Annotated in this window: 11 protein-coding genes; 6 read left to right on the forward strand and 5 right to left on the reverse strand. The window is 71.6% G+C overall.

What is annotated here, in order from left to right; genetic code table 11:
* Positions 1-196: 196 nt before the first annotated feature.
* Positions 197-2785 (forward strand): SpoIIE family protein phosphatase, encoded by a 2589-nt coding sequence (locus ACIQOE_RS17125; RefSeq protein WP_365563171.1) that lies wholly within the window; start codon positions 197-199, stop codon positions 2783-2785.
* Between the two features lie 369 nt (positions 2786-3154).
* On the opposite strand, the gene ACIQOE_RS17130 is transcribed toward ACIQOE_RS17125, so the two are convergent.
* Positions 3155-4633, reverse strand: a complete 1479-nt coding sequence (locus ACIQOE_RS17130) for a hypothetical protein (protein WP_401412169.1) — start codon at positions 4631-4633, stop codon at positions 3155-3157.
* Positions 4634-4712: 79 nt separating this feature from the next.
* Here ACIQOE_RS17130 and ACIQOE_RS17135 point away from each other — a divergent pair, with 79 nt between their 5' ends.
* Entirely contained in the window at positions 4713-5801 is a 1089-nt protein-coding gene (locus ACIQOE_RS17135; RefSeq protein WP_401412171.1) for a glycoside hydrolase family 18 protein, read from the forward strand.
* Positions 5798-6787 carry a phosphotransferase family protein gene (locus ACIQOE_RS17140; RefSeq protein WP_401412173.1) on the forward strand — a complete coding sequence of 330 codons (990 nt, stop codon included), beginning with the start codon at positions 5798-5800 and terminating at the stop codon, positions 6785-6787. The genes ACIQOE_RS17135 and ACIQOE_RS17140 overlap by 4 nt, the downstream gene beginning before the upstream one ends.
* Here the strand turns inward: ACIQOE_RS17140 and ACIQOE_RS17145 are convergent.
* From ACIQOE_RS17145 to ACIQOE_RS17160, 4 genes are all read right to left on the reverse strand, one after another.
* Positions 6762-7538: a succinate dehydrogenase/fumarate reductase iron-sulfur subunit gene (locus ACIQOE_RS17145; RefSeq protein WP_365565279.1), complete on the reverse strand. Its 777-nt coding sequence runs from the start codon at positions 7536-7538 to the stop codon at positions 6762-6764. The genes ACIQOE_RS17140 and ACIQOE_RS17145 overlap by 26 nt on opposite strands.
* Complete coding sequence (locus ACIQOE_RS17150) at positions 7535-9466, reverse strand: fumarate reductase/succinate dehydrogenase flavoprotein subunit (protein WP_365573814.1); 1932 nt, start codon at positions 9464-9466, stop codon at positions 7535-7537. Before ACIQOE_RS17150 ends, ACIQOE_RS17145 begins: the two co-directional genes overlap by 4 nt.
* Positions 9467-9482: 16 nt before the next feature.
* Positions 9483-10304 (reverse strand): hypothetical protein, encoded by an 822-nt coding sequence (locus ACIQOE_RS17155; protein ID WP_362643918.1) that lies wholly within the window; start codon positions 10302-10304, stop codon positions 9483-9485.
* A 70-nt stretch (positions 10305-10374) separates the two neighbouring features.
* Entirely contained in the window at positions 10375-10665 is a 291-nt protein-coding gene (locus tag ACIQOE_RS17160; protein ID WP_351318908.1) for a hypothetical protein, read from the reverse strand.
* Positions 10666-11040: 375 nt separating this feature from the next.
* On the opposite strand from ACIQOE_RS17160, the gene ACIQOE_RS17165 reads away from it, so the two are divergent.
* The 3 genes from ACIQOE_RS17165 (at position 11041) to ACIQOE_RS17175 (ending at position 16979) form a co-directional block, all read left to right on the forward strand.
* Complete coding sequence (locus ACIQOE_RS17165) at positions 11041-13215, forward strand: ABC transporter family substrate-binding protein (RefSeq protein WP_401412176.1); 2175 nt, start codon at positions 11041-11043, stop codon at positions 13213-13215.
* A gap of 158 nt (positions 13216-13373) precedes the next feature.
* A complete protein-coding gene (gene typA, locus ACIQOE_RS17170) occupies positions 13374-15281 on the forward strand; it encodes a translational GTPase TypA (RefSeq protein ID WP_351318912.1) in 1908 nt (635 codons plus the stop codon).
* 663 nt (positions 15282-15944) lie between these two features.
* Positions 15945-16979 (forward strand): ABC transporter permease, encoded by a 1035-nt coding sequence (locus ACIQOE_RS17175; RefSeq protein WP_351318914.1) that lies wholly within the window; start codon positions 15945-15947, stop codon positions 16977-16979.
* Positions 16980-16995 lie beyond the last annotated feature (16 nt).

The raw sequence follows: 16995 nt of genomic DNA on the forward strand, positions 1-16995 counted from the left end.
GGTGCCGGAACGGGTGGTTCGAGGGCGTGTTCCCTGGTTAGAAGACTGGAAGTGTTGTCACGGCCCGGTCCGGAAATCGTCGGGACCGTGCTGTGATCGTGAACACCGTGTCAGGCGGCGCCGTAGTGCTGGATACTGCGGGCAGCCGCCTCCGGTGACCGGTGCCGGATGCGGTGAGCTGGAGGGGACGGTTCGCGTGAGCGAGATACCAGCTGAGGCCACGGAGTCCGAGGACCCGTCGGACGGCGCGAGGGCAGGGACCGCGGAGGCGACCGCGGCCCCGGGCGACGCCGTGTGGCAGAGCAGCCCACCCGGCTCGATCTACGACTACATCAAGGTCGCCTCGTTCTCCATCGGCGCCGGCGGCCTGGTCGACCAGTGGAGCCTGCGTGCCGAGCAGCTCTTCGGCATCTCCGCCGAGCGTGCCGTCGGCATGGATCCCATCGAGGCGTTCGTCGACGCGGACCTGCGCGAACACGGCCAGCGGAAGATGGCCGAGATCCTGGACGGACGGGAGTGGACCGGCGTGGTCCCCTTCCGGATGCCCGACACGGCGGACGGCGAGCGCGGCGAGGAGGGCCTCGCCGAGGTCTACGTCATGCCCACCCGCACCGCCGAGGGCGAGAACGCCGCCGTCTGCATAGTGGTCGACGTCCGCACCCTGCGCAGCATCGAGACCGACCTCGCCGCCTCGCAGTCGATATTCGGTCAATCTCCGTTCGGCTTCCTGCTGATCGACCCCGACCTGCGGATCCGCCGCGCCAACGTGCGGTTCTCCTCGATCTTCGGCGGCACCCCCGACGACCACCGCGGCAAGGGCGTCCACGACTACCTGCCGCGCTCGGAGGCCGACCGGGTCGCGGCCACCCTGCGACGGGTCCTGGAGACCGGCAACTCCATCACGGACATGCACGTCACGGGCTTCGTGCCGGGCTCCGAGGAGCGCCGGCACTGGTCCATCAACCTCTACCGGGTGCACAGCGGCACCGGCCGTCCCATCGGCATCGCCTGGCTCGGCCTGGACATCACCGCCCGCCGTGCCGCCGCCCGCGAGGCCGCCGCGGCCCGGCGGAATCTCGCCCTCCTCAACGAGGCGGGCGCCCGCATCGGCAACTCCCTTGACCTGGAGACCACCGCCCGCGAACTCCTCGACGTGGTCGTGCCCGGCTTCTGCGACCTCGCCACCGTCGACCTCTACCAGGGCCTGCTCGCGGGCGACGAGCGGCCGCCCGGCCACTCCGACGGGAGCGCGGAGCTGCGCCGGGTCGCGTTCGCCAGCGCGGTCTCCGACGCGCCCTTCGTGGGCGGCGGCGCCCCCGTCGCCGTCGGCGCGGTCCACCACTACCCCTTCAACTCGCCGTGCGCGGACGCCCTGCGCACCGCCCGCCCGCAGCACGTGCCGGCCGAGGAGGGCGGGCTCGTCCAGTCCACCCTCGCCGTGCCGATGGTCGCCCACGACACGGTCGTCGGCCTCGCCCAGTTCGCCCGCACCAAGGGCAGCGAGCCGTTCGGCGACCGCGACCGCGATCTGGCCGTCGAACTGGCCGCACGCGCCGCGGTCTGCATCGACAACGCGCGCCTGTACCGCCGTGAGCACGAACGCGCGTTGATACTGCAACGGTCCCTGCTGCCGCCCGGCGACCCCGAGGCGTCCGGCCTGGACATCGCCTGCCGCTACCTGCCGGGCAACGCGGCGACCGAGGTCGGCGGCGACTGGTTCGACGTCATCGAACTCCCCGGCCACCGCACGGCGCTGGTGGTCGGCGACGTCATGGGCCGCGGCCTGCGCGCCGCCGTCGCCATGGGCGAACTGCGCACCGCCGTGCGCACGCTGGCCCTGCTCGACCTCGAACCGGCCGAGGTCCTCTCGGCGCTGGACGAGATCGCCCGCGGCCTCGGCACCCCCGGCGGGGTCCAGCAGGCCACCCGGACGGGCCGCCAGCCCCGCGACGCCGACCTCTCCGAGGTCTACCTGGCCACCTGCGTGTACGCGGTCTACGACTCCGTCACCCGGCGCTGCACGTTCGCCAACGCCGGCCACCTGCCGCCGGTCCTGGTGGAACCGGGCGAGGACGCGCTGATGCTCGACGTGCCGCCCGGCATGCCGCTCGGCGTCGGCGGCGAGCCCTTCGAGGAGGTCGAGGTCGAACTCCCCGAGGGCGCGCTCCTCGCCCTCTACACGGACGGTCTCGTCGAGTCCCGCGACCATCCCCTGGACGAGGGGCTCCAGGCGTTCGTCGGAGCCCTCACCGACCCCTCGCAGCCCCTCGAGGACGTCTGCGACCACGTCCTGAACACCCTCGACACGCACCACGGCGAGGACGACATCGCGCTGCTGATGGCACGTGTCCAGGGGCTGCCCGCGGAGTCGGTCGGCGACTGGACGCTGCCGCGCGAGCCGCGCAGCGTGGGCCGCGCCCGGGAGTACGCGCGCGGCCGGCTGCTCGGCTGGGACCTGGAGCCGCTGGTCGACACGGCCGAGCTACTGGTCAGCGAGCTGGTCACCAACGCGCTGCGGTACGGCGAGGGGGAGATACGGCTACGGCTGCTGCTCGACCGGACGCTGGTGTGCGAGGTGTGGGACTCCGGCCTGGTCCAGCCGCGGCGGCGGCGCGCCCGTGACACCGACGAGGGCGGGCGGGGGCTTCAGCTGGTCGGGCTGCTGAGTGCGGCGTGGGGCTCGCGGCGGACGCCCCGCGGGAAGACGGTGTGGTTCGAACTCCCCCTCCCGGACGGCGAAACAGGCCTCACCGACCCGGCGGAGGCCCTGCTGAGCCTGTTCTGACCACACGGGTCGCCCGCGAGTGGTCACGGTCTGTTCGCGGGTGCGCCGCCGCGGGGGCTGTTCGCGCAGTTCCCCGCGCCCCTTCAGGGGGGTGCCTCGCCCCGGTCCACGGGTGCAGGGCCATGGGGGTTGCTCGCGCAGTTCCCCGCGCCCCTGACGGGGCGCCCCGTCAGGGGCGCGGGGAACTGCGCGAGCGGCCACGATGGTGCCGCACCGTTGGGACGACCGTCACCCCCGTCAGGGGCGCGGGGAACTGCGCGAGCGGCCACGACGGTGCTGCACCGTTGGGACGACCGGAACCCCCCTCAGGGGCGCGGGGAACCCGCGTGGACGACCCCGGCGGGCGTCCGGTGGTCGGTCGGGTGGGCGTCAGCCCAGTCGCACCCGTGTCTCGGGGCCGCCGAACGTCACCACCGGCCCCCCGTCCCCCTCCTCGCCGAGCAGCACACCCCCGAGTACCGCGCCCGCGAGCCCGCTCTCATGGGTCGCCTCCCCGGCGTACGGGTTGCCGTGAGCGCGTACGTCCCGCTCCGCCAGCTCCCGGGCCCGCCGCGCCAGGCGGTCCGCGTCCGAGGGCGCCGCCCGCCGCGCCTCCGCCAGCAGCGCCCGCGCCTCCGCCCCCACCGCCCCCCGGTGCACCCCCACGAAGTCGTCCGCCGCCCCCAGCGCGCTCCGCGCCACCAGCTCCGCCCCGGCGGCGATCACCCCCGACCGGCCGCCCCCGGCGCCCTCCACCGCCCGCACCACCCGGCGCAGCGCGTCCAGCGTGTCGTACGGGCCGCCGGTGAGCTCCTCGCGCACCGCGGCCAGCACGGTGTCGGCGTGGGACAGGCGGGACGCCGAGGCGGTCCCCCGGACGCCCGCCAGTTCGGCCTCCGCCCCGGTGAGCGCGGCCGGCAGCAGCCCCGCCGCCCCGCGCAGGTCCGCCGCGAGCCGGGTCACCCCGCCCAGCAGCACCCCGGCCTGTGCCACCGCCCCCTCGGCGGCGCGCACCTGACGGCGCGCCCCCTCGCCGTCGCCCGAGTCGGCGTCCCGGCGGGCCCGGTTGAGCCGCCCGGTCGCGAACACCAGCCGGTCCTTGGCCTGTTCGACGTACCCCACCACGGAGCCGACGGCCCCGTTCCCGTACCGTCCGGCGGCCTGGGCCAGCGCGTCCGCCACCCCGGCCGTCCGCGCGGCCAGTTCCCGGAACCGCCTCTCGGCCACCGCCAGCGCGTCCCCCGCGTCCCACGCCGCGTCGAACCCCTCCGCCGCCGCGTCCAGTTGCCGCCCCGCCTCCGCGCACCGCCCCACCACCCCGGCCAGCGCCTGCCGCCGGGCGGCGCCGTCCGCGGGTATCCCCTCCTCGTACCGCCGCCATATCGCGAACGCGGCGGACAGCTCGGCCCGGGCCGCCCGCACCGCCTGTGCCACGTCCTCGCCGCCGTCGACGTATCCGAGCGCCTCGCGGCTGGTGCGCACGCAGTCGTCGGCGAGGACCAGCGCGGCGCGGGCCTGCCGCTCGACGTCGGCGGGCGAGGGCACCGGCGGGACGACGGGGACGATGCCGGGCGTGGTCCGGGTGCGGGACCGCCGTACCCGCCGCACGTACCCGTAGCCGCCGAGCGCACCGGCGGCGGCCACCGCCACCAGCGGCATGACGTAGTCGGAGCCGGCCGCCCCGTCCGCCCGGGCCGCGGCGACCGGCTCGCGCGCCGCCGCGGGAACCGGATCTTCGGCGTGGGTCGTCATCAACGGCAACACCAGCCAGACCGCCCCGGTCACCCCGCCCAGCACGGCGTGCCCCACCCGCACCCCTATGTGGCCGGTGGCGTGCCTCGGACGGCCCCGGATCAAGGATGACGTCACATTCCGGAGCGTATGGGCAGCAGACCGGCACCGCGACCGGGGCGAGGACGGCCGGGCGACGACGACGGGAGGACGGCCGATGGCGACGGAATCCGGACCGGTACGGCAGGAGGAGGCCCCGGAGGGCGGTGAGGGCGCGTCGCCGGCGCCCGGCGTCCGCAGGAGGAGCGTCCGGATCCGCCGGCTCAGGCGGATCGTGATCGCCGCCGTCCTGGTCCTGGTCCTGCCTCTCCTCACCGCCGAGACCGCCCTCCGCGTCAACTACACCGGCGACCCGCGACCCGGCACCGGCACCCGCGGCAAGGACGCCCTCTGGCTCGGCCACGCCTGGGTCGACGGCCGCAGGACCGACGCCGACGTCACCGCCCTCGCCGCCCGGCTCGCGGACACCGGCATACGCGACCTCTACGTCCATGCCGGACCACTGGAACACAACGGCACGCTGCCCAGATCGGACTACCCCAAGGCCCGTTGGCTGATAACGGCCGTGCATCGAAAACTGCCCGGCGTCCGCGTCCAGGCCTGGCTCGGCGACGAGATCGCCCCCGAGAAGCCGGACGCCATGCATCTGGAGATGCCGGGGACGCGGGCCGCCGTCGTCGCCTCCGCCCGGCAGGTGATCGCCGCCGGCTTCGACGGGGTCCACTTCGACCTGGAGCCGATGCACTCCGGTGACCGCGACTTCCTGGCCCTCCTGGACGCGCTGCGGCCGGTCACCCCGCTGCTGTCCGTCGCCGCACACCAGATCGACCCGCTCCCCGCCTTTCACTCCTTCTGGGGTACTGTCACCGGCCATCCCAAATGGTGGTCACAGGAGTATTTCGGGCAGGTCGCGCGCCGCGTGGACCAGATCGCGGTGATGTCGTACGACACGATGCAGCCGCTGCCGAGCCTGTACGGCGGATACGTCGCGCAGCAGACCAGCCTCGCGCTGGAGGTCACCCCGCCGGGCACCGACCTGCTGATGGGTCTGCCCTTCTACCACGAGAACCGCTTCGGGCACTGGGCGCACGCGGAGACCGTGCCGGCCGCCGTGCGAGGGGTTCGGCTGGGACTGTCCCGCACGGACGCGGATCGCGCTACCTTCGGCGTCGCCCTCTACGTCGACTTCGCCGCCACCGAGGATGACTGGACCTCTTATCGGAAGGACTGGGTCCGTACGTCATGACAACCGCTCGTGCCCACCTCACCCGTGACGACCTCGCCCCGCTCGCCCGCGAGGCGCTCGGCCGTGCCCCCGCCACCGTCACCCGGCTGCGCGGTGGCTCCAAGAAAGGCGTCTACCGGCTCGCCCTGGACAACGGCAGGACGGCGATCGCCTACGTCTGGTCCCCGCAGGAGGACTACTGGGGTCCCGCCGACGCCGACATCCGCGACCCGTTCGCGCACGCCTCCGGGCTCGGTCTCTTCCTGTCGGCCCACGACCGGCTGACCGAGCTGGGCGTGCGCACCCCGCGACTGCTGTTCGCCGACGAGGAGGCCGAGCACCTGCCGGTGTTCGCGGCGGTCGTCGAGGACGTCCGCGGCGGCAGCCTGGAGACGCTGCTGCGCAGCGATCCCGGCGCGGCCCGGGTGCCGCTGGCCCGGCTGGCCGGCACGCTCGGCGTGCTCCGTGAGTGCACCGCCCCCGGATACGGCAAGGCCGCCCTGGTCGAGGAGGGCGGCAAGCCGCTCGGCAGCTCCTGCGAGCAGGTCGTCGCGGACCGCGCCGTGCGCGACGTCGAGGAACTGGCCGGGCGCGACCCCCGGGTGCGGGAGGTCGCCCGGCCGCTGGCGGAGCGGATCCGGGAGCTGCACGACGTGGTGCGGCCGCGCGACAGCGCCTCCCTGGTGCACGGCGAACTCGGCCCGGACCACGTCCTGGTGACCGAGGAGGGCGATCCCGCGCTCATCGACATCGAAGGCCTCATGTACTTCGACGCCGAATGGGAGCACGTCTTCCTGAGGCTGCGCTTCGGGCCCGCCTACGACGTGCTGCGCACCGCCGAGCTGGACGAGGACCGGATGGCGCTGTACCGGCTGGCGATGCACCTCAACCTGGTCGCCGGGCCGCTCAGGCTGCTGGACGGCGACTTCCCGGACCGCGAACCGATGCGGGACATCGCCGAGTCCAACCTCCGGCAGGTGCTCAGCCTCCTGCGGGACGCCTCCTGATCTTCGAGCCGAGCCACACCAGCGGGTCGTACTTGCGGTCCACGGCCCGCTCCTTCAGCGGGATCAGCGCGTTGTCGGTGATGTGGATGCCCTCGGGGCACACCTCCGTGCAGCACTTGGTGATGTTGCAGTAGCCGAGGCCGTGTTCGTCCTGGGCCGTGCGCTTGCGGTCCAGGCCGGACGCCTCGGCCGCGTCCAGCGGGTGCATGTCCAGCTCGGCGACCCGCATCAGGAAGCGCGGCCCGGCGAACGCCGTCTTGTTCTCCTCGTGGTCGCGCACCACGTGGCAGGTGTCCTGGCACAGGAAGCACTCGATGCACTTGCGGAACTCCTGCGAGCGGTCCACGTCCTCCTGGAACATCCGGTACTCGCCGGGGCCCACTCCGGCGGGCGGCACGAACGCCGGGACCTCCCTGGCCTTCTGGTAGTTGAAGCCGACGTCCGTGACCAGGTCGCGGATGACCGGGAAGGCCCGCAGCGGGGTGACCGTGAGGGTCTCGTCCCGTTCGAAGACGGACATCCGGGTCATGCACATCAGGCGCGGGCGGCCGTTGATCTCCGCCGAGCACGAACCGCACTTGCCCGCCTTGCAGTTCCAGCGGACCGCCAGGTCGTTGGCCTGGGTGGCCTGGATGCGGTGGATGATGTCCAGGACCACCTCGCCCTCGTTCACCTCGACGTCGAAGTCCTCCAGGCCGCCGTCCTCGGCGTCGCCCCGCCAGACCCTGAAACGGGCCGTGTAGCCGCTCATTCGTACAGCTCCTCTTCGGCGAGGTACTTGACCAGCTCCTCCTTCTCGAAGAGGGCGAGCAGGTCGGCGCGGATGGGTTCGGTGGTCTCACGGACGAGCTCGATGCGGCCGCTCTCCGGGTCGGCGGCCTCCGGGCCGTGCGCCGGGCCGGCCGGCCGGCAGAGCAGGTTGATCCGGCGCCAGCGGCGGTCCATCGTCGGGTGGTCCTCGCGGGTGTGGCCGCCGCGGGACTCGGTGCGTTCCAGGGCCGCCCGCGCCACGCATTCGCTGACCAGCAGCATGTTCCGCAGGTCCAGGGCCAGGTGCCAGCCCGGGTTGAACTGGCGGTGGCCCTCCACCCCGGCCCGGCGGGCCCGGACCCGCAGCGCGGCGAGCCGCTCCAGGGCCTGCTCCATCTCGCCCTCCCGGCGGATGATGCCGACCAGGTCGTTCATGGCCTGCTGGAGCTCCTGGTGGAGGGTGTACGGGTTCTCCGGCGGGCCGGCGTCCGGATCCTGGCCCTCGGCCGAGAACGGCCGCAGCGCCTCGGCCGCCGCCGCGTCGACCTGCTCGTCGTCCACGCGCGGGCGGGCGCCGGGGCCCGCCGCGTGGTCGGCCGCGTGCCAGCCCGCCCGGCGCCCGAACACCAGCAGGTCGGACAGGGAGTTGCCGCCGAGCCGGTTGGAGCCGTGCATCCCGCCGGCCACCTCGCCGGCCGCGAACAGTCCGGGCACCCCGCGCGCGGCCGCCGTGTCGGAGTCCACCGCGATCCCGCCCATCACGTAGTGACAGGTCGGCCCGACCTCCATCGCCTCCGCGGTGATGTCGACGTCCGCCAGCTCCTTGAACTGGTGGTACATGGAGGGCAGCCGGCGCCGGATCACCTCGGCCGGCATCCGGGTCGACACGTCCAGGAAGACCCCGCCGTGCGGGGAGCCGCGGCCCGCCTTCACCTCGGAGTTGATGGCGCGGGCCACCTCGTCGCGGGGCAGCAGTTCGGGCGGACGCCGGTTGTGGTCCGGGTCCTCGTACCAGCGGTCGCCCTCCTCCTCGGACTCGGCGTACTTCTCCTTGAAGACGTCCGGGACGTAGTCGAACATGAACCGCTTGCCCTCGGAGTTGCGCAGCACCCCGCCGTCGCCGCGCACCGACTCCGTGACCAGGATCCCCTTCACCGACGGCGGCCAGACCATGCCGGTCGGGTGGAACTGCACGAACTCCATGTTGAGCAGCGGCGCCCCGGCCAGCAGGGCGAGCGCGTGCCCGTCGCCGGTGTACTCCCAGGAGTTCGACGTCACCTTGAAGGACTTGCCGATGCCGCCGGTCGCGACCACCACGGAGGGCGCTTCGAGGACGAAGAAACGGCCGGTCTCCCGCTCGTAGGCGAAGACGCCGGAAACGCGCGAGCCGTCCTTGAGGATCCGGGTGACCGTGCACTCCTGGAACACCTTCAGCCGGGACTCGTAGTCGCCGGTCTCCTCGCGGTCCTCCTGCTGGAGCGAGACGATCTTCTGCTGGAGGGTCCGGATCAGTTCGAGGCCGGTGCGGTCGCCGACGTGCGCCAGACGCGGGTACTCGTGGCCGCCGAAGTTGCGCTGGGAGATCCTGCCGTCCTTCGTGCGGTCGAACAGGGCGCCCCAGGTCTCCAGCTCCCAGACCCGGTCCGGGGCCTCCTTGGCGTGCAGTTCGGCCATCCGCCACTGGTTGAGGAACTTGCCGCCGCGCAGGGTGTCGCGGAAGTGGACCTGCCAGTTGTCGTGCTCGTTGGCGTTGGCCATGGCCGCCGCGATGCCGCCCTCGGCCATCACCGTGTGCGCCTTGCCGAACAGCGACTTGCAGATCACCGCCGTGCGGGCACCCCGCTCGCGGGCCTCGATCGCGGCGCGCAGTCCGGCGCCGCCGGCTCCGACGACCACGACGTCCCACTGCTGCCGCTCCACCGCTGCCATCAGAAGGCCCCACTCACTAGAAGAATCGCGGATCGTCGAAGACACCGGACGCGAGCAGGTAGACGTAGAAGTCGGCGAGCGCCACGCTCACCAACGACGCCCAGGCGAGCTGCATGTGCCGGTTGTTGAGCTTGCCGACGAACTGCCACGCCTTGTAGCGCACGGGGTGCTGGGAGAAGTGCTTGAGTTTCCCGCCGACGATGTGCCGGCAGGAGTGGCAGGAGAGCGTGTACGCCCAGATCAGCACGATGTTGGCCAGGAAGACCAGGGTGCCCAGCCCCATGTGGCCCCAGTTCTCGTGGGAGTCGCGGAAGGACAGCACCGTGTCGTAGGTCAGCACGCAGGCGACCAGCAGGGCGAAGTAGAAGAAGTACCGGTGCAGGTTCTGCAGGATCAGCGGGAAGCGGGTCTCACCGGAGTACTTCGCGTGCGGTTCGGCCACCGCGCAGGCCGGCGGGGACGCCCAGAAGCTGCGGTAGTACGCCTTGCGGTAGTAGTAGCAGGTCAGCCGGAAGCCCAGCGGGAAGACCAGGATGATGATCGCCGGGGAGACCGCCCACCAGCCGCCGAACAGGTCGGCGTTGGGGCCCGAGGGCATGGCCTTGCAGTTCTCGGCCAGACAGGGCGAGTAGAACGGCGAGACGTACGGCGCCGCGTAGTAGTCGGCGTTCGCGAAGGCCCGCCACGTCGAGTAGACGATGAACGCGAACAGACCGGCCGCGGTGACGGCGGGCGCCAGCCACCAGCGGTCGGTCCGCAGGTGCGGGGCGGAGATCGCGGCGCGCGTACGGGCGCGTACGCCGCCGCTGTTCGGATGTGGTTCCGTACCAGTGGCCAATGGATGACTCCGGTCGGTTCGGGGGCGGGGCCTGCGGGCAGCACGCCTGTCGGCGGGGCCGGAACGCCTCCTACGGGGCGCGCCGGTCGCGGGCGCCGAGACCCTCGTCGTCCGTGTCCGTCCACAGGTTGATGTCGTAGGGGTCGTCGGAGATGGTGACGAGTTCGGGGCGCTTGACCGGGGCGCGGGTGCTGGCCGCCTCCCGCAGCAGCGCGACGCTCTCGCGCAGGTGATCGGCGTCGGCGCGGACGCGGCGCATCTCCAGCCCGCTGCGCCCGAGCTGCTGCTCCAGGCGGCCGACGGACCGGTTCAGGTCGTCCAGACAGCGCTGTACTGACGTCAGGTCGTCGTGCACGGACATGACGTGACCTCACTTCCGCGGACTTCGGTGTCCAAGGCGGCAACGTTCATGCGCCTGCGAGTGTTGCGCGTCACACCTGCCGGTGTGAAGGCGTGTGCAGGGATTGGCGGATTGCACACCCGCGGCGCGCGCCCGCTCACGCTCCGGGCGCGCCGGGACGGACGCCGCGGCGGTGTCGCCGGGCCGTCCCGCGCGGGCGGGCGTTGGGCCGCACGGGTGGGCTTTGGCGGCGCCCGCGGCCGTGTCGTGGCCGCCCGGCGGACCCCGTCCCTTTCAGTGGGTCCGTACTTCTGACGTACATGTGATCAACTCCTAAATACCCCCAAAGGTGAACAGACCCCACCCGTGTCACCGGGCCTCCCGGAGGTAGCAGAGATGTCCCACCACGGCGTCGGACCCAGGCCTGGCCGCAGTGCGGTCACGCGTTCCGTCACGTTCCTGGCCGCCGGCGCGCTCGCCGTGCCCCTCCTCGCGGGCTGCGGCTCCGACGACGAGGGGAGCAAGCCGCTGGCGGGGCAGGACGTCGCGGCGGCCGCCCGGGACGCGGTCGCCGAGGGCGGCACCCTGAAGTGGGCCGTGGACGCCGTACCGGAGACGCTCAACACCTTCCAGGCCGACGCCGACGCCGGCACCACCCGGGTCGCCCAGGCCGTCCTGCCGTCGATGTTCACCGTCGACGCCACCGGCCGCGCGGTCCGCGACCCCGACTACCTGGAGTCCGCGAAGGTCATCGAGACCGAGCCGCGCCAGGTCGTCCTCTACAAGCTCAACCAGCAGGCCGTCTGGAGCGACGGCCGGGAGATCGGCGCGGCCGACTTCGCCGCCCAGTGGCGCGCCCTGTCCGGCAAGGACTCCGCCTACTGGACCGCCCGCAACGCCGGCTACGACCGCATCGCCAAGATCGAGCGCGGCGCCAACGACCTGGAGGTCCGGGTCACCTTCGAGCGGCCCTACACCGACTGGAAGTCGCTGTTCTCGCCGCTCTACCCCAAGGAGGTCATGGGCACCCCGGACGCCTTCAACGACGGCGCCCGGCGCAAGCTCGCCCTCTCCGCCGGCCCCTTCAAGGTCGACAAGGTCGACACCGCCAAGAAGGACGTGGTCCTCACCCGCAACCCGCGCTGGTGGGGCCGCCCGGCCAAGCTCGACGAGATCGACCTGCACGCCGTGGACCGGGACAAGCGCGCCACCGCGCTCGCCGCCGGCACGGTCGACGTCGCCGACATCGACGCCTCCGAGGCCCAGCGGATCACCAGCGCCGGACGCGACCAGGGCAGCGGCGGCGCTCCGCTGCAGGGCGCGGGGAAGACCTCCGCGAAGAAGCTGCGCTCCCTGGCCCTGACCCTCGGCATGGACGGCAAGCACCTGCCCAAGGGGCCCAAGAAGCTCCGCAAGAGCATCTCGAAGTGGCTGGACGAGCAGCAGGAGCTGCGGGACGTCCAGGTCCGCAAGTCCCTGGAGCCGGCCTACACGCAGCTCGCCCTGAACGGCTCCGAGGGCCCCCTCGCCGACGAGCGGGTGCGCCGGGCCGTGGCACGCGCCCTCGACCGGCAGACCCTCGCCAAGCTGGTGCTCACCCCGCTCGGGCTGCCCGCGGTGCCGGTCGGCAGCCACGTCGCCCTGTCCGGGCAGGCCGCCTACGCGGACGGCAGCGGGACGCTCGGCGGCCTCGACACCCACGAGGCGCAGGCCCTGCTCGCCGACGCGGGCTGGGTGGCCGGCGGACCGGTCAAGGCCGCGGACAAGGCGGCCGGCGCGCAGACCGGGAACGGCGACAAGGCCGGCAAGGGCGACAAGGACGACGAGTCCGGGGACGGCGGGAGCGACGGGCAGTACATCGTCGGGGAGGACGACAAGAGCCCCGAGTCGCCCGACGGCAAGGACACCCGCGACCACCAGAAGGACCACGCCCACGGGGCTCCCGGGGCCTACGCGCCCAAGGGCACGGCCGCCCCCCAGGGGCCGCAGGCCGCGGCGGCGCCGCTGGCCAAGGACGGCCAGGCGCTGAGCCTGCGGTTCGTGCTGCCGTCGGGACCGGGGTCGCAGACGCTCCAGGAGGTCGCCGAGCGGATCCGGCAGATGCTCACCGCCGTCGGCATCCAGTCCGAGATCACCAAGGTCTCCGACGAGAGCTACTTCAAGGACCACATCGCGTCCGGCCAGTACGACCTGGCCCTGTACTCGTGGCCGTCGTCGGCGTTCCCGGCGACCGACGCGCGGCCGATCTACGCCAAGCCCGTACCGGCCGCCGACGGGTCGCTGAACGTCGAGCAGAACTACACCCGGGTCGGCACCGACCAGGTCGACCAGCTCTTCGACCAGGCGCTCGGCACGCTGGACGAGGACGAGGCGGACGGGCTGCTGCGGAAGGCGGACTCCCGGATCTGGGCGGCGGCCGGCTCGCTGCCGCTCTACCAGCGGCCGCAGATCGTCGGGGCCAGGAAGGACCTGGTGAACGTCGGCGCCTTCGGTTTCCAGACGCCCGTGTACCAGGACATGGGATTCCTGAAGAAGGGCGCCAAGCCGTCGCAGAGCCCGGCCGCGAAGTAGGCGCGGCGGGGCTCCGCCCGCTCCCGGGGGCGGCCTGGCGAGCCGCTGCTGGTTCGTGCCCGTACCATGGGGTGAGGCCGTGGCGTGTTCAGCCCGGCAGGGTCCGCGTAACACCGAAGTACGCGCCGGCCTTCCTCAACTCCGGGAGATAAGCCTTCATGGCCACGCGCCACGACATCCGCAACGTCGCCATCGTCGCCCACGTCGACCACGGCAAGACGACCCTGGTCGACGCCATGCTGAAGCAGGCCGGCGCCTTCGCCGCGCACGCCGCAGAGTCGCTCGACGACCGCATGATGGACTCGAACGATCTGGAGCGTGAGAAGGGCATCACGATCCTGGCCAAGAACACGGCCGTGAAGTACCACCCGAAGGACGGTGGTGACGTCGTCACCATCAACATCATCGACACCCCGGGCCACGCCGACTTCGGTGGCGAGGTCGAGCGCGGTCTGTCGATGGTGGACGCGGTCGTGCTGCTCGTGGACGCGTCCGAGGGCCCGCTGCCCCAGACCCGCTTCGTGCTGCGCAAGGCCCTCCAGGCCAAGCTGCCCGTCATCCTGTGCATCAACAAGACGGACCGCCCCGACTCGCGCATCGACGAGGTCGTCAACGAGACCTACGACCTCTTCCTCGACCTCGACGCCGACGAGGACCAGATCGAGTTCCCCATCGTCTACGCCTGCGCGCGTGACGGCGTGGCCTCGCTCACCAAGCCGGAGAACGGCACGGTCCCGCAGGACAGCGACAGCCTGGAGCCGTTCTTCTCCACGATCCTGTCCCACGTCCCGGCTCCCGAGTTCGACGAGACGGCCCCGCTCCAGGCGCACGTCACCAACCTGGACGCCGACAACTTCCTCGGCCGTATCGCGCTGCTCCGGGTCGAGCAGGGCGAGCTGCGCAAGGGCCAGACCGTCACCTGGATCAAGCGTGACGGCACGATGTCCAACGTCCGCATCACCGAGCTGCTGATGACCGAGGCGCTCACCCGCAAGCCCGCCGAGGTGGCGGGGCCGGGCGACATCTGCGCGGTCGCCGGTATCCCGGACATCATGATCGGCGAGACCCTCGCCGACACCGAGAACCCGGTCCCGCTGCCGCTGATCACGGTCGACGAGCCCGCGATCTCGATGACCATCGGCACCAACACCTCGCCGCTGGTCGGCCGTGGCGGCACCGGCAAGGGCGCCGACGCGAAGTCGGCCGTCAAGGACCGCAAGGTCACCGCCCGCCAGGTCAAGGACCGCCTGGACCGTGAGCTGATCGGTAACGTCTCGCTGCGCGTGCTGGACACCGAGCGTCCGGACGCCTGGGAGGTCCAGGGCCGTGGTGAGCTGGCCCTCGCCATCCTGGTCGAGCAGATGCGCCGTGAGGGCTTCGAGCTGACCATCGGCAAGCCGCAGGTCGTCACCCAGGTCATCGACGGCAAGGTGCACGAGCCGGTCGAGCGCATGACGATCGACGTCCCCGAGGAGCACATGGGCGCGGTCACGCAGCTCATGGGCGTCCGCAAGGGCCGGATGGACAACATGTCCAACCACGGCTCCGGCTGGGTCCGGCTGGAGTTCGTCGTCCCGTCCCGCGGCCTCATCGGCTTCCGTACCGAGTTCCTGACCAACACGCGCGGCACCGGTATCGCCCACTCCATCCACGAGGGCCACGAGCCGTGGTTCGGCGTCCTGACGACCCGTAACAACGGTTCGCTCGTCGCCGACCGCTCCGGCGCCGTCACCGCGTTCGCGATGACGAACCTCCAGGAGCGCGGCGTGCTGTTCACCGACCCCGGCACCGAGGTGTACGAGGGCATGATCGTCGGCGAGAACTCGCGCTCCGACGACATGGACGTGAACATCACCAAGGAGAAGAAGCTCACGAACATGCGGTCGTCGTCGGCCGACTCGTTCGAGGCGATCGTCCCGCCGCGCAAGCTCTCCCTGGAGCAGTCGCTGGAGTTCTGCCGTGACGACGAGTGCGTCGAGGTGACCCCGGAGGCCGTTCGCATCCGCAAGGTCGTGCTCGACCAGAAGGAGCGCGGCCGCACCGCCAGCCGCGCCAAGCACGGCTGATCGCAGGACACCGAAGCCCGGGTGCCCCCATCATGGGGGCACCCGGGCTTTTTGCAACCCTTTTTCCGAGGACGGCGAAGGAGCGGTGTTCGGCCAGTGTCCGAAATGCGGAGATCCTCGCCCGATAGCCATGTAACAAGTCCGTTTCGCGGCCTTCTCCCGTCGAACAGTTTGTCCATTTTTCGGAAGAAGTTGGCATCAGCTGTGACTGAATTGAGATTTAAAGACAGTGGTCGACACCTGGCGCATGGCAGATAGTTAGCCGCGTACCGCTCGGGTCAATGGGTCTCGCGCTGTGGGGACAGCGCCGACTCACGAGCACCAGGGGGCGTCTGACCCTCCGTCAGGGGTGTCGGAGGGAAGACAGATGCCCTCTCCAGTTGGTGAACACGTGAAGTCATGAGGAGGGGTCCCATGTGCAGTGTCACAAGCACCAGGTGGGTTCCATCGTCGTCCGTTCCCGAATGCCCTTGTTCGTCCGGCGGCTGGTTCTGAGGAACCGGCCGGCCGCGTAGCGCCGTCGCTCGCCTACGCGCGTCCGGCTGTGGGTTTCCCGGAAGCCCCGGGAAGACCTGACACGCCTTCGGATCCTGCCCCCCGCGGCCGTGCTCCCCCATGCCGGTCGCCGGTTCGGCGCACCCAGACCTGTGAATTGGACGAACTGTGACCAGTCCTACGGACATTGAGGGTGGCGGAAGGCCGGCCGTCATCGACGGCGGGCCGCAGCCCGACACCAAGACCGAGGCCAAGAAGCTGGAAGGCCGCTCTCCCGGCCAGCTGATGTGGATGCGCTTCAAGCGCGACCGCACCGGCGTGCTCTCGGCCTACGTCGTGGGCTTCTTCTTCCTGATCGCCGTGCTCGCGCCGCTCATCTCGATGCTGTACGGCAAGAACCCGTACACCGTGTACGCGGACGAGCGTCCCGAACTCTTCGACAGCGCGGGCGTGCCGGTGCAGCCCAACGGCGGCATCAGCAGCGACTTCTGGTTCGGCCTCGAACCGGGCAACGGCTACGACGTGTTCACCAAGCTCATCTACGGCATCCGCACCTCGCTGACCATCTCCGTGGTGGTGACGCTCGCGACGGTGCTGACCGGCATCCTGCTCGGCGTCGCGGCCGGCTACCTCGGCGGGAAGACGGACTACTGGATCGGGCGGGTCATCGACTTCCTGCTCGCCTTCCCGGCCCAGCTGTTCTTCATCGCCAGCATGCCGGTGGTGGTCTCGCTCTTCGTCAGCCCGCGCGACGAGACGCCCATCTACGTACGGGTGCTGGCCCTGATCCTGGTGCAGTGGTTCCTCGGCTGGATGGGCCTCGCCCGCATCCTCCGCGGTACCTCACTCGCCCTGCGGGAACGCGAGTTCATCGAGGCGGCCCGAGTCAGCGGGGCCTCGCCCTGGCGGATCATCCGCAAGGAGATCCTGCCGAACGTCGTCACCCCGATCCTCGTCCAGGCGACCTACATGCTGCCGGGGTTCGTGACCGCGGAGGCGGGCCTGTCCTACCTCGGCGTGGGCATCGTCGAACCCACCCCGGACTGGGGCCAGATGTTCGCCAAGGCGTCCACCGAGCTCGTCCAGGTGAACGACATCACCTACATGTTCTTCCCCGGTGTCTCGATGATCATCTTCATCGTGGCCTTCAACCTGCTCGGGGACTCGGTCCGTGACGCCTTCGATCCGAAGACGGCTCGCTGACCGACGCAGGGTGGGC

It is taken from the genome of Streptomyces sp. NPDC091282, assembly GCF_044757385.1.
In the GTDB taxonomy this organism is placed as follows: domain Bacteria; phylum Actinomycetota; class Actinomycetes; order Streptomycetales; family Streptomycetaceae; genus Streptomyces; species Streptomyces gramineus.